The organism is Rhizobium sp. WSM409 (genome assembly GCF_057653825.1).
Genome location: NZ_CM172794.1, coordinates 3,045,339 through 3,064,264, shown reverse-complemented (window position 1 = coordinate 3,064,264; position 18,926 = coordinate 3,045,339). Strand labels below are relative to the sequence as shown.

The window sequence follows — 18,926 nt, the reverse complement described above, 5'->3', positions numbered from 1 at the left end:
TCGGGTTCAGGGCCGGCGGATCTGATAGCCGGTCTTGTCCTGAACGAAGCCGCAATTCTCGTAGAAGCGCAGCGTCGCCGGGCTCTTCGAGCCGGTGAGCAGCATCACCTTGTAGCAGCCGGCCTTCCAAGCCTGCGTCACTGCATGGCCGATGACGGCGCCGGCATAACCGCGCTGGCGGTGATCGGCGTGGGTGACGACGTTTTCAATCAGCGCATAGGAGGCGCCGTTGCGCGTCATGTTCGGCACGACGATCAGGGTGGCGGTTGCAACGGCGAGATCGCCGGCGAAGCCGATGAAAACGGTCATGCCGGGCTGGGCGAGGATGGTGGAGAAGCGCTCTTCAGCCAGGGCCCTGTCGAGAACCGGATCGGTCTGGTTCAAGTGCTGGTAGAGGATGGTCAGCCCGGGAAGGTCGCCGGCGGCTGCGGCACGGATGGCGAAATCTTCGTGCGGCACCGGTCTCATTCCCCCTTGTTGCCGAACATCTTCTTCAACATGTCGGCCATCGGGCCGGAGGCCGGCAGCTTCGGCTGATTGTGGTTGCGGGCCTGATGGATATGCGACTGGCCGGCCGGCTTCTTCTCGGCGTCCTTCTTTTCCTTCGCCGGTTTCTCCTCCTCGGCCTTGCCGCCGAGCGCCAGCGCGATCTTGTTCATCAGCTGCGAATCCTCGTTTCGCACCAGCATGTCGGCATTGTCGGCGAGCGTGTCGAGAAGCGGCTCCAGCCAGGCCTTGTCGGCCTTGGCGAAATCGCCGAGCACATGGTTCTGCACCATTTCCTTGATGCCGGGATGGCCGATACCGAGGCGCAGCCGGCGGTATTCCCTGCCGCAATGCGCATCGAGCGACTTGATGCCATTGTGGCCGTTATGGCCGCCGCCGGTCTTCAGCCGCGCCTTGCCCTGGGGAAGGTCGAGTTCGTCGTAGATCGCTACAAGATCGGTGGGCTGGAGCTTATAGAAGCGCATCGCCTCGCCGACGGACTCACCGGAGAGGTTCATGAAGGTTTGCGGCTTGATCAGCAGCACCTTCTCGCCGGCGACCTCGCCCTCGGCGATCTCGGCCCGGAACTTCTTCGACCAGGGCGAGAAGCCGTAGCGCCGATGGATGGCGTCGACGGCCATGAAGCCGATATTGTGGCGGTTGCCGGCGTATTTGCCGCCGGGATTGCCGAGACCCGCGATGATCAGCATGGCCTGTCTTTCCTCGCTAAAGCATGTCGTGCAAAAGTGTGCAGCGGTTTTGCGACAACGACATGCGTAAAAACAAAGACCTAAGGCGCGATAAGCGAATCTGAAAGATCCCGACGCGCTTTAGAACTTACCGCCGTTCACCACCGCGAAATGAAAGCAAAGTCAAGCGGAAAGGGCAGTTGTCGCCAGGGTCATTCCGACAGGTTCATGCCGTATTTTAGGAAGATCTGCTTCTGGTCGCCATCGGCGATCAGCTTGTCGAGGGCAGCCTGCATCCTGGTGAGCAGATCGTCTGGAAAGTTCTTCTCGCAGGCGATGCCCATCGGCTGGGAGGAGAGCACGGTCACTATCTCCACCGGCTGGTCGACCCGCAACTTCTCGAAATAGAGTTCGGAGATCGGCATCATGTCGATGCGCCCGCCAAGCAGTTTGCGCAGCGTCGCGTTGAAGTCGCTGGCGACATCGAGCTTGGTGAAGCCTTTCTCTTTCAGGATCGTCTCGGTGTAATCCTCGCGCTGCGTGCCGACCGTATATTTCTTCGCCTTGTCCAGATTGTCGGCGGTGACGCCCGAGCCCTTGCGGGTGATCAGGATGTTGCGGTCGATGAGCAGCGGCTCGACCCATTTGAACAACGGGTCGCGTGCGCCATTGTGGGCGGTCGCGAAGACACAGGTCATCGGCGCCGTGCGGGCAAGGCTAAAAGCGCGCGCCCAGGGCATGATCTCGATCGTGTAATCGACGCCGATCGCGGCCATCACCTTTTCGACTTGCTCGACGGTCGCGCCTTTGATCTCCTTGCCTTCGCGATAGTTGAAAGGGGCATAGTCCTCGGTCGTGAACGTCACCGTTTGCGCATGGGCGGTGCAGGGCAGCGCCAGACATGCGAGAAGCAGGAGCTTTTTCATCTGTATCATCTCCTTGGTTCGTCGTTTACGAGGCGCGTGCGACGGCCGACTGCAAGGCCATCAGTTGCTCGATCAGCGTGGCTGCGTGCTGTGGACGATGGAAGAGATAGCCCTGACCATAGTCAAGCCCCATCTGGTGGAGCGTGCGGCATTCCTCTTCGGTCTCGATGCCCTCGGCAATGACGGTGCAGTTCATCTTGTGGGAAAGCGTGGTGATGCCTTCGATCAGCATGCGGCTCTTCTGGCGCACGTCGTCGTCGCCGTCGTTGATCGCGCGGGTGAAGGACTGGTCGATCTTGATGATGTCGACGGGGAAGCGGTTGAGGTAGCTCAGCGACGAATAGCCGGTGCCGAAATCGTCAAGCGCGATGCGGCAACCGAAGCGACGAAGCTCCGTGACGATCATGCGGATCTGCGGGTTGTCGTGCATCAGCACGGCTTCGGTGATCTCGACGACGATGCGCTCGGGGCGGATGCCGTGGCGACCGACGATGGCGGCAAGACGGGCCGGCAGCGCCGGCTCGAACTGCAACGGCGAGAAGTTGATGGCGAGATAGGTATCCTGCATGCCTGATATGCGGGAAATCTCCGCGAGGTTGGCGATCGCCTTTTCCATGATGACGTTGCCGACGCGGACGATCTTTGCCGTTTCCTCGGCGACGCTGATGATCTCGGCCGGCGGCATCAAGCCCTTCTGCGGATGGTTGAGGCGCATCAGCGCCTCGAAACCGGCAATGCCTCGGCCGTTCAGGGTAACGATCGGCTGCAGAAAGGCTTCGAACCAGTTGTCGACGAGGCCGGCTTCGATATTGGCCTCGATTTCGGCGCGGCTGCGGGCACGGTCGAGCATGGCATTGTCGAAGAGCTGCGCGCCGTTCTTGCCGTCGCGTTTCTTGGCATACATCGCCATGTCGGATTTCTGGAGCAGTTCGGCCGCGGTTGCGGCATGATGCGGATAGATGGCGATGCCGACGGAAGCGCTCAGATGCATGTCGGGGGCGAACGGCGTTTCGAAGATCGAGGCAATCTGCTCGCACATCACCTTGGCGCGTTTTTCGGCGTCCTTCGCCGGCAGCAGGATGGCAAATTCGTCGCCGCCGAGACGGGCGGCCTCGTCGGAGGGGGCAAGATGGGTCTTCAGGCGCTCGACGAGCTCGATCAGCGCCATGTCGCCGGCGGCGTGGCCCATATTGTCGTTGATCCACTTGAAGCGGTCGAGATCGACGAAGAGGCAGGCGAGTTCGTGGCCGGCAGCGTCGGCGGCGGCGATCTTGTTGTCGAGTACGGCTTCGAAGCCCTGGCGATTGAGAAGACCGGTCAGGTGATCGGTGATTGCCTGGCGGTGGTTGCGGTCCTCGGAGGCCTTGAGTTCGGTCACATCGGCCATGACCGATAGCGAGAGGCGGTCTTGAGCGCCAGCGCCCGCCTCCGATTCCATAATAAGGACGTCCATGGTGCGGCCATCCAGGCAGATGAACTTGACGGTGACGGTCATGCCGCTTTCGCCCTGGCGGCGCTTGACGAATTTGTCGCGGGTCGGGGGAGTGACGAGATCGGCGAAGTTGCGGCCGATGATGGCGGCGCGGTTGTAACCCGTGGCAAGCAGCCAATAATCGCTGACGGCGGTGATGCGGTCTTCCTCGTCGAGCGAGAAGAGCATGGCGGGCGTCAGATTGTAGATGTCGGTGGCGCGGCGGTGGGCAAGCTTCAGCTCCTTTTCCTCGCTTTCGAGCTTGGTCTGCATCTCGTTGAAGCTATGGGCAAGCCGCCCCATCTCGTCGTTCGACTGCCAGTCGACATGGTGGCGGGAGCCCAGCTGGCGGGTGGCCTCGATCGCCGCCGTCAGCCGCATCAACGGCTGGATGACGAAGAAGCGGTTGCCGATCAGCGCCGTGCCGAAAACGGTCAGCACCGCGAAGATGAAGATCGAGATGAAGACAACCTCTTCCTGCTTCAGGCCGGAAAACAGGCCGAGCGCAGGATAATAGACGCTGATGCTGCCGAGGTTCTTCGGACCGTCGACGGTGTTGTAGATGATGGCGCGCGACACCTGCACCAGCTTGCCGTCGAAGGAGCGCGGAATGGTGGACTGGCTGACGTCGAGCTGGCCTGACTGGTCACGCACTTCGACCTTGACGATGGCGCCCTGGGAAACGACCGTCGCGCTGATCTGAGTGACGCTCTCCTCATCGAGATCCCACAGCGGTTTGGCCAGCGCCTGGGCATTGGCGACAAGAAGAACGGAGATATGGTCGCGTATTTCCTTGTCGGCCCGTTCCGAGGAAAGAAATAGGAAGAGAACAAAGAGGGGAGCGACAAAGACGAGCAGCGCTCCGCAAACTATCGCAAAAAATCTGTTCTCAACGGAATTGTTCATGGTTCCGTCTACTCCCCCAGGCCGGCCATATTTGCTGTCGCGCGTTGAGGCGGGCTTCTTCGCAGCTGACGAAACATGCTTTCACGAATTTGTTAAATGTTGCTGAAACGGGGCGTTTCCGGACAATGAAAAGCCCGCTTTCCAGGGGAAAGCGGGCCATATGCTTTACAAATTGGTCGAAGCGATCAGGCTTCGGCTCCACCTTCCGCAGCACTCTCGTCAATGCCGCCAGCCGGGGCAATGATGGTCGCGATCGTGAAGTCGCGGTCGATCACAGGAGTGACACCCTTCGGCAGGGTGACTTCCGCGATATGGATGCTGTCACCGATCTTCTTGCCGCTGAGGTCGATGTTGAAGAACTCAGGGATTGCATCGGCCGGGCAATGAACTTCGACTTCATGGCGAACGATGTTCAGAACACCGCCGACCTTGAGGCCCGGGGACTTCTCTTCGTTGATGAAGTGCACGGGGATTTCGACGGTCACCTGGGTGTTGCCGGAGACGCGCAGGAAATCGACATGCATGGTGAAGTCACGGACCGGATCGAGCTGGTAGTCCTTCGGCAGAACCTTGTGCTTCTTGCCGTCGACGTCGATCGTCGCCACGGTGGTCATGAAACCACCGGCGTGAATGCGCTTCGTCACCTCATTGGTGTTGAGAGCGATGGCAATGGGGGCCTGCTTGTCACCATAGATGACAGCGGGAATCAAACCGTTGCGGCGAAGTTCACGGGCGGACCCCTTACCAACCCGTTCGCGCGCCTCGGCCTTGAGCTCGTAAGTTTCCTGGCTCATGGCTATTCCTTTCGAGGTTATTTGGAGAGTTCGGCGGCGGGCAAAAGCCTTGTTCCGACGAACCGGAGGCGGTATGACCCGACCTCATCCGCGTTGCCTCCAAGGGTGTCTACACGGACCGGTGGCCTATATTATAAGTCGATCGGAAACGCAAGTTGCGGATTTGGGTTGTTTTTCGCCCATATACACGCTTTCGCCAAGGTTTAACCATCGAAAACGAAATCGGCGGCGATTAATAGATCCTGCGTTTGCCGGCCAATATAAGCAGGGCCGTCTCAATTTGCCGGTTGCCTCTCATGTTGCGTGTCCTTTCCTGCATCACCGTCGAACACAGCCTTCCGCATCTGATCTTCGCCACCGTTATTTGTGTGCTCGGATCGATGCTGTCGATGCGCCTCTTCACCCGGGTGCGCCGATCGCAGGGGTTGCAGAAAACCAACTGGTTGTTTCTCTCTGGTTTTGTTGGCGGCTCGACCATCTGGACGACGCATTTCATCGCCATGCTCGGTTACCAGACGCCGGTGGCGAACGGCTATGAGCCGACGTTGACGCTGCTGTCGCTGTTTGCCGCCGTCGCGACGACGATGACCGGCTTTACCATCGCGTCAATCGCGCAGAAGAGCCCGCTTATCGAGGCAGGCGGCGTTATCGTCGGCCTCGGCATCGCGGTAATGCACTATGTCGGGATCGCCGGTTACGAGATCGAGGGTCGTCTCGAATGGCAGACCTCTTATGTCGTCGCCTCGCTGGTCTTCGCCGGCTTGTTCGGCGCAGTCGCCACCAATCGCGTCTGCCGGCCGATCACGCGTTTCTGCCGCCACGGGGCTGCCCTTTCGCTGATCCTTGCGATCGTGCTCACGCATTTCACCGGCATGGCGGGGCTGACGATCCTGCCGGATGCCACTGTTGCGGCACCCACCGAGATCATCTCGGACGGCATCATGACCGGTCTCGTCAGCGCCGTCATGATCATCATCCTGGTGCTGGGCGCCTCCACCTATATTATCGACATGCAGTCGACGCAGGCAGCCGTCGAGCGTTATCGCCATCTGTCGCTGCATGACCCGCTGACCAATCTTGCCAATCGCGCCGCCTTCAACGAGCATCTGTCGGCGCTGGTCAACAAGCCGAAGGACATGACGGCCAATATTGCCGTGCTCTCCTTCGACCTCGACCGTTTCAAGGAAATCAACGACGTTCACGGCCACGCCGCCGGCGATGCCGTGCTGCGCGCCGTCGCCGAACGGCTGTCCAAGATCATGCTGAACGGCCAGTTCGTGGCGCGGGTCGGCGGCGACGAGTTCGTCGCCGTCATGTGCGATTATTTCGTCCGTTCGGACGCCAAGGGACTGGCACAACGCATGCTCGACGAGATCGCCCGGCCGATCGAATGGAACGGCCATGCGCTGACCGTCGGCTCCAGTATCGGTATCTCCACCTATCCCGGACAGGCGGACACTTTGGACGACCTGCTGTCACAGGCCGATATCGCCATGTATCGGGCAAAATCGACAGCGACCAACAGCATATGCTTCTACGAGCCCTCGATGGATCAGGCAGCGCGCGAACGCAACGCGTTGGCGAGCGAGATGCGGGAGGGATTGGCGCGCGGCGAATTCGAGCTGTTCTACCAGCAGCAGAATGACACGGTGACGCGCGACATCGTTGGCCTGGAAGTGCTCCTGCGCTGGAGACATCCTGTGCGCGGCTACATCTCACCCGTCGAATTCATTCCGATCGCGGAGAAGACCGGCTTTATCATTGAGCTTGGTGAATGGGTGCTGCGGGCCGCTTGCGCGGAAGCGGCGACATGGAAGAACCCGTTACGCATCGCCGTCAACGTCGCGCCGCAGCAGCTCGGCGACAACCGCCTACCGCAGATCGTGCATCAGATCCTGCTTGAGACCGGCCTGCCGGCGGCGCGACTCGAGATCGAGATCACCGAATCCGGCATCATCGCCGATCATCAACATGCGCTTCAGGCCATCCGCCGGCTGAAGGCGCTCGGCGTCAAGGTGGCGATGGACGATTACGGCACCGGTTATTCGTCACTGTCGACACTGCAGAGCTTCCCGTTCGACAAGATCAAGATCGACCGCGCCTTCGTCGACGGCGTCGTCACCAACAAGCAGTCTGCGGCAATCGTGCGTTCGACGCTTATTCTTGCAGCAAGCCTCGACATACCGGTGCTTGCTGAAGGCGTCGAAAACGAAGACCATATCGACTTCCTGCGACGGGAAGGCTGCCTGCAGGTGCAGGGCTTCCTCTTCGGTAAGCCGGGACCGCGCTCGGGCATCGAGGCGATCGTCAACGGCGAGGTGCCGGCCGCACAGCAGGAAACGGTTCTTGCGCCGGGCGTGAAAAAATCCGCGGCCGCGTGAGCGGCAAATTGCCATTCTCTGCCGCAGCTGAGGTTGACATCGGCGCGCTTCGCATCTTTGGATGGCCCGCATTCAAAAAAGCGGCTGAGGAGAAATCGGACTATGCGTCTCAAACTTGTCACGGCAACGAGCTTGCTGGCACTTTGCCTTGTCACCACGGCCCAGGGTGTCGAGATCAATCAGGATGGCGCCAATGCGGTCAAGGACACGCTGACGAAGCTGCTTCCCGAGGATCTGGCCAAGAGCGGCCTGATCACCGTCAATCCGGCGGGGGCGCGATACGAGATCATTTACGATCTGGCGAAGCTGCTTGCCAAAGCCGATCCGGCGACATTCGCGATCAACGGGCTGACGCCGTTCTCGATGTTCGCCACGCCGCTCGATAGCGGGCTCTGGAACATCGAGGGTGACAACAACCTCAACGTTTCCGGCCATTTCAAAGGCCCCGACCAGAAGCCGACGGATTTTTCCTACTCCATCGCTTCGCTTGTCTATACCGGCGTCTTCGACCCGGCGATCAGCTATCTGCGCTCCGGCACCTTCACCGGCAAGGACATCAAGGTCACCAGCAAGTCCGACACCGAGGAAGTCCATGCCAGCATCGCCGCGATCGACCAAAAGCTGAGTTCGACGGACAGCGCAGGCGGCAACGGGCGTATCGATTTTGCGGGCAGCGGCTCGATGTCGACTTTCGTCGAGCAGGTTTCCGGCCTGCAAATGCCGCCTGTCGAAATCCGTGCCGATTCGATCGATTTCGATGCGAAGGTGAACGGCCTGCCGGCCAAACAAATCCGCGAGATCGTCCTTTTCGTTCTCGACCATCTCGAGGAGAAGGAACTAGGCCCGGAGAATAGCGGCAAGATTAAGGGAATGCTGAAGGAAGCCTTCCCGATTCTTGCCTCGTTCAGCGAGACGATCGGGGTCAATAATCTGACCATCAGCAGCCAGATGGGCAATGGCGGCGTCAAGGCGTTCGGTTACAACCTGGCCATCGATGGGCCGAGCGACGCCATGCGTTTCGGCTTCGGCATCAATGCGCAGGACATCAGCCTCGACAGCCCGCTGATTCCGCCAAGCTATTCGCCTTTCATGCCGACCAGCTTCGAGCTGCAACTCGCCATGCCGAATCTGGATTTCGCCACCTTCGGCGAAGCCCTCATGGCGATGGATTTCAATGACAAGGCGCCGGAGACGAGCGGCGAGGAGATGAGCAAGAAGCTCTTCCGCGACGGCCGGCTCGCCGTCGAGTTTCCGAAGGTCAGCGCCAAATCCGACGTCTACGACCTCGATATGACCGGCAAGATCGAGGGGCGGGTCGACACCGAAAAGGACTATTCCATGGAGGCGACGATCCTTGCCCGTGATCTCGACAAGACGATTGCCGCGGTTCAGGAGCTTGCCAAGACGGATCCCGATCTCAACCAGGTCTCCTTCGGCATCATGATGGTGAAGGGTTTCGCGAAGACCGATGCAGATGGTCGTTCGCGCTGGGACATCAGCGTCGGCCGCGACGGCGCGATCGCCGTCAACGGCCAGGTGGTCAAGGGGCCGGATGGTCCGGATCAAAATCAAGATCAGGGGCTGGAGCCAGACCAGGAGCAGGAACCGGATCAGGGTCAGGACACGGTACCTGCGCCGCCGCAGCAGCCTTGAGCCTTATCAATTGGGATCAGAAATGAAAGGAAGCCGGCCTTGTGCCGGCTTTTTTGTGCCCAACGATCGCAACGGCGGTTTATTCTGGGCTTTCGTTGTCACCGAACGCGGCTCGGCGACAATCAACGGGCCAGCAATTCATGCGGCTTGGAGAAATGCCCGGTAATAGCTTGGTCCATCTGATGCAGAAATTGAAAGAGCCGGTCGAATGCCGGCTCTTTTTAATCGAACAGGCTAGAGACGGACTCTTCCTGAGCCGTTCGGCTGATGGCTTCGCCGATCAGAGGGGCCGTGGTCACGATGCGGATATTGTGCGCCGAGAGAACCGCCGTGGTCGGCTGGATCGAATCCGTGATGACGAGTTCGCGAAGCTTCGAGGAAGTGACGCGGGTGACTGCGCCGCCCGAGAGAACGCCGTGGGTGATATAGGCGGTGACACTGGATGCGCCCTTGGCCAACATCGCGTCGGCCGCGTTGCAGAGCGTGCCGCCGGAATCGACAATGTCGTCGATCAGCAGACAATCTTTGCCGGTGATGTCACCGATGATGTTCATGACTTCGGATTCACCCGGCCGCTCGCGACGCTTGTCGACGATGGCCAGAAGACAGTCCAGCCGCTTGGCCAGCGCGCGGGCGCGAACCACACCACCGACGTCAGGCGAGACGACCACGACGTTGCTGAGGTCATAATGGCTCTTGATGTCGCGCGTCAGCACGGGCATGGCGAAGAGATTGTCGGTCGGGATATCGAAGAAGCCCTGGATCTGCCCGGCATGGAGATCGAGCGTCATGACACGGTCGGCGCCGGCTTCGGTAATGAGGTTTGCAACCAGCTTGGCGGAGATCGGTGTGCGGCCTGAAGCACGACGGTCCTGACGGGCATAGCCGAAATAGGGTAGGACGGCGGTGATGCGGCGGGCCGATGAACGACGCATCGCGTCGATCATGATCAGCAATTCCATCAGGTGGTCGTTGGCAGGAAAGGCGGTGGGCTGTACGAGGAAAACGTCCTCGCCGCGCACATTTTCCTGGATTTCCACGAAGATTTCCTGATCGGCAAACCTCCGGACACTGGCTTTCCCCAAGGGAACATTGAGATAGTTGCAGATCGCTTCGGCGAGTTGCCGGTTCGAATTGCCTGCGAAAACCTTCATTTTGGTCCGCCTGTTACGCGCTGATAGCCGCGCTTTTTAGTCAGCTTCCCCGTGAATGCAAGGGCAAAGGCGCCACAGGCTTCCATATTTGCAAAAAGTTTGTGACTAACCGCCCTTTGTCTGCCGCCAGGAGGAGAATTCCGCGATGGTTTTTGAGCCGATTTGCTGCATCACCGAGGCTGGAACACCCGCCCAGGGATCGGCCGCGGCCGTCGGCACGCTTTCCTGGCCCTGGATGCGGTGCAGGCGGGCGCCGCCGCTGTCGAGAACGTCCCAGACATAGACCACGGTAACCTTGCCGGCATCGCTGAAGGCGGAGAGATAGCCTTTGAGGATGTAATCGCTGCTCCCATCGGTCGAGCTCTTGATGGAAAGGCCATGCGAGCGCGCCTCGGCGCCGAGCTGGCGCGAGAGTGGTGTCACGGCCTGCACCGGCGCGCCGATGATCGGCAGGAAGCGTACGGTATTGCCGCGGGCGGTGGAGGAATTGGGGGGGAGAGCGGCGGTCTGCTGCGGCTGTTGCGCCTCGGCCGGCGGAGCCGGCTGTGCGGCAAGCTCACCACTGGCCGCCGACGGGGGCAGCGATTGTCCGTCGATCGGGGCAGAGGCGGCCGGTGAGGAGCCGCTTCTCGACAGGGCGTCTGCCTGTTCCTGCATCGTCGTCGGCGCCGCGCCGGTGCCGGGCCGATAGGCCCGCTGCGACTGATCATAGGCTGGATGGTAGCCGCCCTGCTGCGAGCTTCCCGAGAAACGCGGCTGGCGGGTGCCTGCCAAACTCTCGGCTTCGCTCTGCGTCACCGGGCTCGACGGGGCGTCCCCGGAGGAATTGCCGATATCGACCTGCGGCGTAAGCGCATCGGTCGTGTTGCAGGCTGTCAATAGAGCCATGACGAACAGGAGCGTGGGCACAATCGCAGCTCGCGTCATCCCTTGGTCCGTCCTTCCCGCAATCGCAATCAGCCCCACCCGAATTTATGCGGGTGGGGACGGTCGTCTGTCAATTCCGGATTCTCACCGGTCAGAGCCCGATGAAATCGAGCGGATGGCGGGATAGCGCGCGCGGCGCATCCGCTGTCGTCAGATAGGTCTGGCCGAGCGTCATCGCCGTGCCCGTATCTGAGTCGGCGATGATCATGTGCACGAAGAGCGACATGTTCGGCTCGATCGGCTGCGGATTGCCGACATGGAACATCTGATGCTCCATCCAGGAGGGCGAGAAGCGGGCGCCGAGCGAATAACCGCAGGCATTCAGCCGGTGGCGAGCCAGGCCGCGCTCGTCGATGATCCTGGCATGCATGTCGAAGACATCGCCAAAGGTCTGGCCGGGCTTCAGCACGGTTTCGATCGCCTCGATGGTTTCGCGGCAGGCGTTGTAAAGCTCGCGGTGGCGATGCGTCGGCTCGCCGATGACGATCGTGCGCATCATGGCGGCATGGTAATGCGCATAGGCGCCAGCCCATTCGAGCGTCAACTGGTCGTTGGCGTCGAGCTTGCGGCGGCCGGCCTTGTAGCGGCAGAGCAGCGCGTCGGCGCCGGAGCCGATGATAAACTCGTTGGCGGGATAGTCGCCGCCGCCGGAAAAGATCGCACCCTGCATGGCAGCGAGGATATCCGCCTCGTCGGCGCCGGGCTTTGTCAACCGGATCGCGGCATCGAGCGCATCGTCGGCGAGAGCGGCGGCGCGCTCGACATAGGCGACCTCCGTCGGGCTCTTGATCAGGCGCAGCCGGCTGACGAGGTAGGAGGCGTCGACGATCTGGCCGAAGGTGGTCAATTGCGCGTCGAGCAGCCGGGCGACGCGGCCGGTCATGCCGTGGGTATCATATTCGATGCCGATGCGGGCGCCGAGCAGGTCCAGCTCAACCAGCAGGTTCTTCAGGTCGAGCGTCGGGTCGGCATTGACCCGGTCGACCCAGATATGGATGTCCTCGAGGATCGAGGTATGCCTGGCCTGGCGAAGATCAGCCGAGCGGGTGATCAGCGCCATGGTGCCGTCGCTCTTGACGACCAGCGTCTGGAAGAAGCAATAGCCGAAGGTGTCGTAGCCGGTCAGCCAGTACATGCTTTCCTGGGCGAAGAGCAGCAAGGCGTCGAGCTTTTCTTCCTTCATCTTCTCGGTGAGGCGCGCAAGCCGGCTTGCGAATTCGGCCTTTTCGAAATGCAGTGCCATTCTGCTCAAGTCTCCCTGATTGATATCGCGGAAATCTGGCGGCCGTAATCCGGCTCCTTGCGATGTGTCGTCCTGCGGTAGGAAAAGAAGCGCTCGTTGTCCGGATAAGTGCAGAGGCCGAGGCTTTCGGCACGCACGCCGGCTTTCGTCAGCCGGTCGACGGTCAGTGCCGGCAGGTCGAACATGGCGCGGCCAGGCGTTGTGGAAGGCACGAAAAAGCGCTCGTCGTCCGGGTTTTCGGCGACGAAACGCTCGACGAATTCGGGACCGACCTCATAGCTTGTCTGGCTGATCGAGGGGCCAAGGCAGGCGACGATGCTGGCGCGGTCAGCACCCAGCGCCTCCATGGCAGCGACGGTATTTTCGAGCACGCCCGTCAACGCGCCCTTCCAGCCGGCGTGGGCGGCACCGATGACGCGATTGTCCGGGTCGGCAAACAGGATGGGTCCGCAATCGGCGGCGAGCACGCCAAGCGCAATGCCAGGGGTGCGCGTTACCATCGCATCCGCGTCGGGGCGGGCGCCGTCGTAATCGGCGCCAATAGTCACGACATCGGGGGAATGGACCTGATGCACGGTTGCCAGCCGCTCGACCGGCAAGCCGAACCAGGCGGCGACGCGACGGCGGTTTTCCAAGACCTTGTCGCGTTCGTCGCCGGAGCCGAGGCCGACGTTAAGGCCACGATACAGCCCTTCGGAAACGCCGCCGGTCCGAGTGAAATAACCGTGCCGGATCGTGGCGCCCGCCGCTTCGTTCAGCAGCGCGCTTTCGATCGGTGCGGGAGAGGCCGCGTCCTGCATCTGTGATTCCGGGGTTTTCGAGGGGTTTGTTGTTATCCCAAGCGCATCGCATATGCGGCGCGCTTCAAGTTCTTGTTTCGGGCGGATGTTGAACCAGCCGCGTGCGCCCTGTCAATCCACCGGACGAAAGGGCATGAGATCGATGGCGGGATAAGAGACCGCCATCACCTTGAAGAGTTCGCCCATCCGGCCTTCACCGGCGCCGGCAAGCCTTTCGACCGCCGCCTGGATGACCTGCTGGGTGTGCGGCTCGCGATCACGGCCGAGAGCGGTTGCGCGCTCGAGGATGCCGAGGCCGGTCAGAAAATCACCTTGGTGCAGGGCGCCGTTCAGATAGAGGCCAGCCGCAAGCGCTGTTTCGGCGAGTTGCTGGAAGTCGACATGGCTCGTCAGATCGGCTTCGCCTGGATGCGCGAGCGGCGGGTCGAATTCATGCATGCGCACGGCCTGCAGCGTATCGCCGAAGCCGGTGACGAGATGGCCGTAGTCGATCGCAAGCGCCGTGCCGCCGAAGGCGCGCAACCGCTCGCAGATCGCCATCATCACCGCCTGGCGGGCAGGCGAGATCTCGAAGAGTGTGCCGACCGGCACGTTCTGCACCGGTTCGGGAAGAAGCGTGGGATCGATGCCGGCGACGCCGGGGGCGAAGGTCAGCTCGCCGTCGGCGTCGATGCCGACCATGCGCTCGCGAAAACCCGTCGCCATGCGAACGAACTGGCGGATCGGGATGGCGTCGAAGAGTTCGTTGGCGGCAATCAGCGTGAAGCCGGGAGGTACTTCGTCGAAGCCATTATGCCAGGTGATCTTCTCGCCGTGGGGTTCGAGCGTCTGGCTCTGGACATCGCGCAGCCGCTCGCTGGTTTCGACAAGATGCACGGTCATGACGTCGAAAAGCGGTGGAGCGATGCGGGAGATGACGCGCAGCATGTCTGATATCATGGTGCCGCGGCCGGGGCCGATCTCGACGAGGCGGACGTCTGTCGGTGTGCCATGGCGCTGCCACGCATGGACGATGAAGACGCCGATCATCTCGCCGAAGATCTGGCTGACCTCGGGCGCGGTGACGAAATCACCGGAACGGCCGAAGGGCTCGCGGGTGCGGTAATAGCCGTGTTCGGGGTCCGCGAGGCAGAGCGAGAAATAATCGGTGACGCTGATCGGGCCGTTGGCCTGGATAATCGCCTTGATCTTTTCGCCTAGAGCGGTGGTCATGTCGCGTCCTGCCGTTTCAGAGCTGCAGCGCAGCCTGGCGGCGAGCCCGCAGCATCGCCCAGAGGCCAAGCAGGATCATCGGGGAGGAGAGCACCATGCCCATGGTCAGCCAGTTCGTGCCGAGGAGGTAACCGAGCTGGGCGTCAGGCTCGCGGAAGAATTCGACGAAGATGCGCGACAGCGCATAACCGCAAACGAAGACGCCTGTAATGAAGCCGGGGCTTTTCAGTGCGCGCATGCCAAAGATGAAAGCGGCCAGCCCCAGGAGCAGAACGATGCCTTCGAGGCCGGCTTCGTAGAGCTGGCTTGGGTGGCGGGCGAAGGGGCCGCCGGTCGGGAAGACCACGGCCCAGGGCACGTCGGTCAAACGGCCCCAGAGCTCGCCATTGATGAAATTGGCGATGCGGCCGAAGAAGAGGCCGAAGGGAACGACCGCGGCGACGATGTCGAACAGGCTCCAGATCGGGATGGCGTTGCGGCGGGCAAAGAGGATCATGGCGATCGTCGTGCCGGTCAGGCCGCCATGGAAGGACATGCCACCGTTCCAGATCTCGAGCGCACGGACGGGACTGCGCAGGACAGCGGGGAGATCATAAAAGAAAATATAGCCGAGACGACCGCCGAGGACGACACCAAGCGCTGCCCAGACGATGAAATCGTCGAGCTGCACCTTTGTTATCGGCGAGACGTTGCCGGGCCAGAGACTTTCATTGGCGGCGAGGCGGCGCGCATAGGCCCAGCCGAGCAGGATGCCGGCAACATAGGCGAGACCATACCAATGAATCGCCAGCGGACCGATCGAAAAGGCGATCGGATCGATATCCGGGAAAGGCATGATGGCAAGGAGATCGGCTGCTGTCGGCAAGGTTTTCCACCTGTTGAGTTGCGCGGAACATGCCGTTGCGATCCCGGACGGTCAAGTCCATTGTTCGTGATGGCCCATTCCCGGCCTGTTCCGGCAAGCTTATCCCGTGCAAAGCGCTTGCATCGTCGATGGCGAAGCCCTACCTCAATCCTCGAGGCCCCGAAGGGCTGAATTCACCTCATGCGAAGGGAGAAAAACGCCATGACGACCGGAACGAACCGCATCATGGACGAATTCGCCAAGCTGATGACCGATGCGGCCGGTGCCGCCCAGGGCGTCCGCAAGGAGATCGAGACCGCCTTCAACGCCCAGGCCGAGCGTTGGCTGAACAGCATGGACATCGTCAAGCGAGAGGAGTTCGAGGCCGTGCGCGAGATGGCGATCAAGGCACGCGACGAGAACGAGGCACTTGCCGCCCGCATCGCAGCACTCGAGGCAAAGCTTGCCGGCGAGGGCACTTAAGTCCCGATACGACACAGATGCGGCGTGGCCTTCATGCCACACGCCGCATCTTCCGTAAAAAAACCAGGTGAGTTTTCCACCTGTGGACACTGCCAAAAAAGCCAATTCGCAGAGTCGCTTATTCTCCCTTCTGAATTGAATTTCGAAGAGCCTTTCCACAGTGGCCGGTCCTATTTTCCGTTCAGGGGGCTGGCAGGGGACCAGGGGCGCTATACACTGATTTTAAATGATGATTCGAAGCGACGTGGTAAGCTCCGGGCAGGTTATCTGCGTTAAGTCTGGCAGCGGTTCAACGATCATCCGAGTGGTGGTTCCGGTATTTTGCGTGTGTCTTGCTTGTGTTCGTACACCAAGTTAGGTCGCATTCGTTCCGGTCAAGAAGGTGCTGCATGAACCTGATGGAATTGGAAGTCGAGCGTCAGTCGAACCCGGTCGATATGATCGAGTATGTTGCCTCCAACAACGACTGGTCGTTCGAACGGTCCGGCGAGGACGAGATCGCAATGACGGTCGAGGGCCGCTGGACGGACTACCACGTCTCCTTCTCCTGGATGGAGGAATTCGAGGCGCTGCATCTTGGCTGCGCCTTCGATATCAAAGTTCCCGACATCAGGGTCAACGAGGTGGTCAAGCTGCTCTCGGCGATCAACGGGCAGGTGCTGATGGGTCATTTCGACCTCTGGCGCCAGGAAGATGTCGTCATTTTCCGTCAATCGCTGCTGCTTGCCGGCGGCGCGGAGCCTACCAATCGCCAGGTGGAGGTGCTGCTTTCCAGCGCGCTCGACACCTGCGAAGCCTATTTTCAGGCATTCCAGTTCGTCGTCTGGTCCGGCATGGAAGCGACGAAGGCGATGGAAGCCGTGCTGTTTGAAACGGTTGGCGAGGCATAAGATGCCGACGGCCGCTTTCTCCTCGATACATCCCGTCGTTCTGATCGGTGCCGGAAACATGGGCGGGGCGATGCTCTCCGGCTGGCTGAAAAGCGGCGTTCCGGGCTCGGCCGTCATCGTTGTCGATCCCGGTCCGTCGCCTGCGATGCTTTCGACGATCAGCGAGGCTGGCGCGACCCATCTGACCGCGCTTCCCACGGATTTGAAGGCAAGCGTGCTTTTCCTCGCGGTCAAGCCGCAGGTGATGGAGGCGGTGCTGCCGGCGGTGAAGAGTGCCGTCGGGCCGGAGACGGTCGTCGTCTCGGTCGCGGCCGGCAAGACGCTCGGTTTCCTCGAGAGACATTTCGGCAAGGCCGCCATGGTGCGTGCCATGCCGAACACGCCGGCCATGGTCGGGCGCGGTGTGACCGGCGCTTTTGCCAATTCGGGGGTCAGCGATGCGCAACGCGAACGCGTCCATTCCCTACTGCGCGTCTCCGGCCCGGTCGAATGGGTGCCGGCGGAAGCCGATATCGATGCCGTGACGGCGCTTTCGGGCAGCGGTCCGGCTTATGTATTCTATCTCGTCGAATGTATGGCGGAGGCAGGCCGTAAACTCGGCCTGCAGGCGGACCTCGCCATGCGTCTTGCGCGGGAAACAGTCGCGGGGGCTGGTGAACTCATGCACCAGTCCCCCGACGACGCTTCGCGGCTGCGGGAGAATGTGACCTCTCCCGGCGGCACGACGGCGGCGGCGCTCGCCGTGCTGATGGCCGAAGACGGCATGCAGCCCTTGTTCGACGCAGCCCTTGCGGCGGCGCGCAAGCGGGCCGAGGAACTGGCCGGCTGACGGAGACCATATGGCAGAAGAGATCACCTACCTCGATTTCGAGCGTGTCGATATTCGTGTCGGCACGATCATCGAGGCCGGTCCCTTTCCGGAGGCACGCAAGCCGGCGTTTAAACTCCTGATCGATTTCGGTCCTGAGATCGGCACGAAAAAATCCTCAGCGCAGATCACCGTGCATTATACGCCGGAAAGCCTGATCGGCCGGCAGGTGCTCGGCGTCGTCAACTTCCCGCCGCGCCAGATCGGGCCATTCCGCTCGGAAGTGCTGACGTTGGGTTTCGAGGACGAGAACGGCGCGATCGTGCTTGCTGCGGTCGAACAGCCGGTGCCGAACGGCCGAAAGATGATGTGAGCGTGAGCTCGCATCAGATACTCCGAGGTTTGATCTCCTGCAGGAATGGATTGCTTCGCCGCTCGTCGCCGATGCGGCTGCCGGGGCCGTGGCCGCAGATGAAGCCGACGTCGTCGCCGAGCGGCAATACCTTGTCGCGGATCGAATCGAGAAGCTGCTGATGATCGCCGCCGGGCAGGTCGGTGCGGCCGATCGAGCCGTTGAAAAGCACATCGCCGAGATGAGCGAAATTCTGCGCGCGGTTGAAATAGATGACGTGGCCGGGGGCATGGCCGGGCGTGTGATGGACCTCGAATTCATGGGCGCCGAAAGAAATCTTGTCGCCGTCTTTCAGCCAGCGGTCGGGCACGACGTTACGCAATCCTGACATGCCGTATTTTTCAGCCTGGGTTTCGATCCGCTGCAGCAGCGGCAGGTCGTCCTGATGTGGGCCGATCACGTCGATGCCGAGAGCTTCCTTCAATTCACTGGCGCCGCCGGCATGGTCGAGATGGCCGTGTGTCAGCCAGATTTCCTTGATGGTCAGGCCGTTCTGGGCAATCGCCTGCAGGATGAGTGGCACGTCGCCGCCGGGATCGACGACGACGCCTTCCTTGGTGTCGGGATCGAAGAAGATCGTGCAGTTTTGCTGGAAGGGTGTCACCGGAATGATGCCGGCCTGGAGCATGCCCATAAGTGCCTCGCTTGGTGTCTCTGCTGCTTCGGGTATAGTCCGAAACCGCGGCAAGGACAGCCGGAATCTTGTGACATTGGCGGTGTGCCTCACGGTAAAAAGACGGACTGCAACAAGAATTTATGCCCTCTTCGCCATCGTCGCAGGGCGAGAAAATCGAGCTTTTCTCAATTCTTCCAAACGTTTGCATGAAGTCCCCCGCAAGTAGTGTTT

18 protein-coding genes are annotated in these 18,926 nt (G+C 61.1%); 6 read left to right on the top strand and 12 right to left on the bottom strand.

Features of this window, described 5'->3' with window-relative positions:
* Positions 1–6: 6 nt before the first annotated feature.
* From AC25BC_RS15340 to AC25BC_RS15320, 5 genes are all read right to left on the bottom strand, one after another.
* On the bottom strand, positions 7–468 hold the full coding sequence (locus tag AC25BC_RS15340; protein ID WP_128438223.1) for a GNAT family N-acetyltransferase: 462 nt from the start codon (positions 466–468) through the stop codon (positions 7–9).
* A complete protein-coding gene (gene pth / locus AC25BC_RS15335) occupies positions 465–1,196 on the bottom strand; it encodes an aminoacyl-tRNA hydrolase (protein ID WP_128438222.1) in 732 nt (243 codons plus the stop codon). The genes AC25BC_RS15340 and pth overlap by 4 nt, the downstream gene beginning before the upstream one ends.
* Before the next feature lie 191 nt (positions 1,197–1,387).
* Positions 1,388–2,101, bottom strand: coding sequence for a substrate-binding periplasmic protein (locus AC25BC_RS15330; protein ID WP_012758447.1), 714 nt, complete (start codon positions 2,099–2,101; stop codon positions 1,388–1,390).
* Between the two features lie 25 nt (positions 2,102–2,126).
* The gene (locus AC25BC_RS15325; RefSeq protein ID WP_012758446.1) at positions 2,127–4,478 is read right to left on the bottom strand and encodes an EAL domain-containing protein; all 2,352 of its coding nucleotides are present in this window, start codon (positions 4,476–4,478) and stop codon (positions 2,127–2,129) included.
* A 185-nt stretch (positions 4,479–4,663) separates the two neighbouring features.
* A complete protein-coding gene (locus AC25BC_RS15320; RefSeq protein ID WP_012758445.1) occupies positions 4,664–5,272 on the bottom strand; it encodes a 50S ribosomal protein L25/general stress protein Ctc in 609 nt (202 codons plus the stop codon).
* Between the two features lie 296 nt (positions 5,273–5,568).
* Here AC25BC_RS15320 and AC25BC_RS15315 point away from each other — a divergent pair, with 296 nt between their 5' ends.
* The gene (locus AC25BC_RS15315; protein ID WP_128438221.1) at positions 5,569–7,653 is read left to right on the top strand and encodes a putative bifunctional diguanylate cyclase/phosphodiesterase; all 2,085 of its coding nucleotides are present in this window, start codon (positions 5,569–5,571) and stop codon (positions 7,651–7,653) included.
* A 102-nt stretch (positions 7,654–7,755) separates the two neighbouring features.
* On the top strand, positions 7,756–9,306 hold the full coding sequence (locus AC25BC_RS15310; RefSeq protein WP_012758443.1) for a hypothetical protein: 1,551 nt from the start codon (positions 7,756–7,758) through the stop codon (positions 9,304–9,306).
* 221 nt (positions 9,307–9,527) lie between these two features.
* On the opposite strand, the gene AC25BC_RS15305 is transcribed toward AC25BC_RS15310, so the two are convergent.
* The 6 genes from AC25BC_RS15305 to lgt form a co-directional block, all read right to left on the bottom strand.
* A complete protein-coding gene (locus AC25BC_RS15305; RefSeq protein ID WP_011652946.1) occupies positions 9,528–10,460 on the bottom strand; it encodes a ribose-phosphate pyrophosphokinase in 933 nt (310 codons plus the stop codon).
* 105 nt (positions 10,461–10,565) lie between these two features.
* On the bottom strand, positions 10,566–11,387 hold the full coding sequence (locus AC25BC_RS15300) for a hypothetical protein (protein ID WP_012758442.1): 822 nt from the start codon (positions 11,385–11,387) through the stop codon (positions 10,566–10,568).
* 91 nt (positions 11,388–11,478) lie between these two features.
* Positions 11,479–12,630 (bottom strand): M24 family metallopeptidase, encoded by a 1,152-nt coding sequence (locus tag AC25BC_RS15295; RefSeq protein WP_128405960.1) that lies wholly within the window; start codon positions 12,628–12,630, stop codon positions 11,479–11,481.
* A 5-nt stretch (positions 12,631–12,635) separates the two neighbouring features.
* Positions 12,636–13,430 (bottom strand): peptidoglycan editing factor PgeF, encoded by a 795-nt coding sequence (gene pgeF, locus AC25BC_RS15290; RefSeq protein WP_012758440.1) that lies wholly within the window; start codon positions 13,428–13,430, stop codon positions 12,636–12,638.
* 111 nt (positions 13,431–13,541) lie between these two features.
* Positions 13,542–14,642, bottom strand: a complete 1,101-nt coding sequence (locus AC25BC_RS15285) for a class I SAM-dependent methyltransferase (RefSeq protein ID WP_012758439.1) — start codon at positions 14,640–14,642, stop codon at positions 13,542–13,544.
* Between the two features lie 16 nt (positions 14,643–14,658).
* A complete protein-coding gene (gene lgt, locus AC25BC_RS15280; RefSeq protein WP_012758438.1) occupies positions 14,659–15,507 on the bottom strand; it encodes a prolipoprotein diacylglyceryl transferase in 849 nt (282 codons plus the stop codon).
* A gap of 201 nt (positions 15,508–15,708) precedes the next feature.
* Here lgt and AC25BC_RS15275 point away from each other — a divergent pair, with 201 nt between their 5' ends.
* The 4 genes from AC25BC_RS15275 (at position 15,709) to AC25BC_RS15260 (ending at position 18,040) form a co-directional block, all read left to right on the top strand.
* Positions 15,709–15,969, top strand: coding sequence for an accessory factor UbiK family protein (locus AC25BC_RS15275; RefSeq protein WP_012758437.1), 261 nt, complete (start codon positions 15,709–15,711; stop codon positions 15,967–15,969).
* 389 nt (positions 15,970–16,358) lie between these two features.
* Entirely contained in the window at positions 16,359–16,859 is a 501-nt protein-coding gene (locus AC25BC_RS15270) for a type III secretion system chaperone family protein (RefSeq protein WP_003541709.1), read from the top strand.
* Position 16,860: 1 nt separating this feature from the next.
* On the top strand, positions 16,861–17,688 hold the full coding sequence (proC, locus tag AC25BC_RS15265; protein ID WP_017994808.1) for a pyrroline-5-carboxylate reductase: 828 nt from the start codon (positions 16,861–16,863) through the stop codon (positions 17,686–17,688).
* Positions 17,689–17,698: 10 nt separating this feature from the next.
* Complete coding sequence (locus tag AC25BC_RS15260) at positions 17,699–18,040, top strand: tRNA-binding protein (RefSeq protein WP_012758435.1); 342 nt, start codon at positions 17,699–17,701, stop codon at positions 18,038–18,040.
* A gap of 13 nt (positions 18,041–18,053) precedes the next feature.
* Here AC25BC_RS15260 and AC25BC_RS15255 read toward each other — a convergent pair whose 3' ends face one another.
* Positions 18,054–18,713: an MBL fold metallo-hydrolase gene (locus AC25BC_RS15255; protein WP_012758434.1), complete on the bottom strand. Its 660-nt coding sequence runs from the start codon at positions 18,711–18,713 to the stop codon at positions 18,054–18,056.
* Positions 18,714–18,926: the final 213 nt, after the last annotated feature.

Bases quoted from the DNA above. Each gene is read 5' to 3' on its own strand.
- AC25BC_RS15330 (WP_012758447.1), bottom strand. From the start codon at position 2,101: ATGAAAAAGCTCCTGCTTCTCGCATGTCTGGCGCTGCCCTGCACCGCC.
- AC25BC_RS15310 (WP_012758443.1), top strand. From the start codon at position 7,756: ATGCGTCTCAAACTTGTCACGGCAACGAGCTTGCTGGCACTTTGCCTT.
- AC25BC_RS15300 (WP_012758442.1), bottom strand. From the start codon at position 11,387: ATGACGCGAGCTGCGATTGTGCCCACGCTCCTGTTCGTCATGGCTCTA.
- AC25BC_RS15260 (WP_012758435.1), top strand. From the start codon at position 17,699: ATGGCAGAAGAGATCACCTACCTCGATTTCGAGCGTGTCGATATTCGT.
- AC25BC_RS15320 (WP_012758445.1), bottom strand. From the start codon at position 5,272: ATGAGCCAGGAAACTTACGAGCTCAAGGCCGAGGCGCGCGAACGGGTT.
- AC25BC_RS15315 (WP_128438221.1), top strand. From the start codon at position 5,569: ATGTTGCGTGTCCTTTCCTGCATCACCGTCGAACACAGCCTTCCGCAT.
- pgeF (WP_012758440.1), bottom strand. From the start codon at position 13,430: ATGCAGGACGCGGCCTCTCCCGCACCGATCGAAAGCGCGCTGCTGAAC.
- proC (WP_017994808.1), top strand. From the start codon at position 16,861: ATGCCGACGGCCGCTTTCTCCTCGATACATCCCGTCGTTCTGATCGGT.
- AC25BC_RS15285 (WP_012758439.1), bottom strand. From the start codon at position 14,642: ATGACCACCGCTCTAGGCGAAAAGATCAAGGCGATTATCCAGGCCAAC.
- AC25BC_RS15255 (WP_012758434.1), bottom strand. From the start codon at position 18,713: ATGGGCATGCTCCAGGCCGGCATCATTCCGGTGACACCCTTCCAGCAA.
- AC25BC_RS15325 (WP_012758446.1), bottom strand. From the start codon at position 4,478: ATGAACAATTCCGTTGAGAACAGATTTTTTGCGATAGTTTGCGGAGCG.
- AC25BC_RS15295 (WP_128405960.1), bottom strand. From the start codon at position 12,630: ATGGCACTGCATTTCGAAAAGGCCGAATTCGCAAGCCGGCTTGCGCGC.
- AC25BC_RS15270 (WP_003541709.1), top strand. From the start codon at position 16,359: ATGAACCTGATGGAATTGGAAGTCGAGCGTCAGTCGAACCCGGTCGAT.
- AC25BC_RS15305 (WP_011652946.1), bottom strand. From the start codon at position 10,460: ATGAAGGTTTTCGCAGGCAATTCGAACCGGCAACTCGCCGAAGCGATC.
- AC25BC_RS15340 (WP_128438223.1), bottom strand. From the start codon at position 468: ATGAGACCGGTGCCGCACGAAGATTTCGCCATCCGTGCCGCAGCCGCC.
- pth (WP_128438222.1), bottom strand. From the start codon at position 1,196: ATGCTGATCATCGCGGGTCTCGGCAATCCCGGCGGCAAATACGCCGGC.
- AC25BC_RS15275 (WP_012758437.1), top strand. From the start codon at position 15,709: ATGACGACCGGAACGAACCGCATCATGGACGAATTCGCCAAGCTGATG.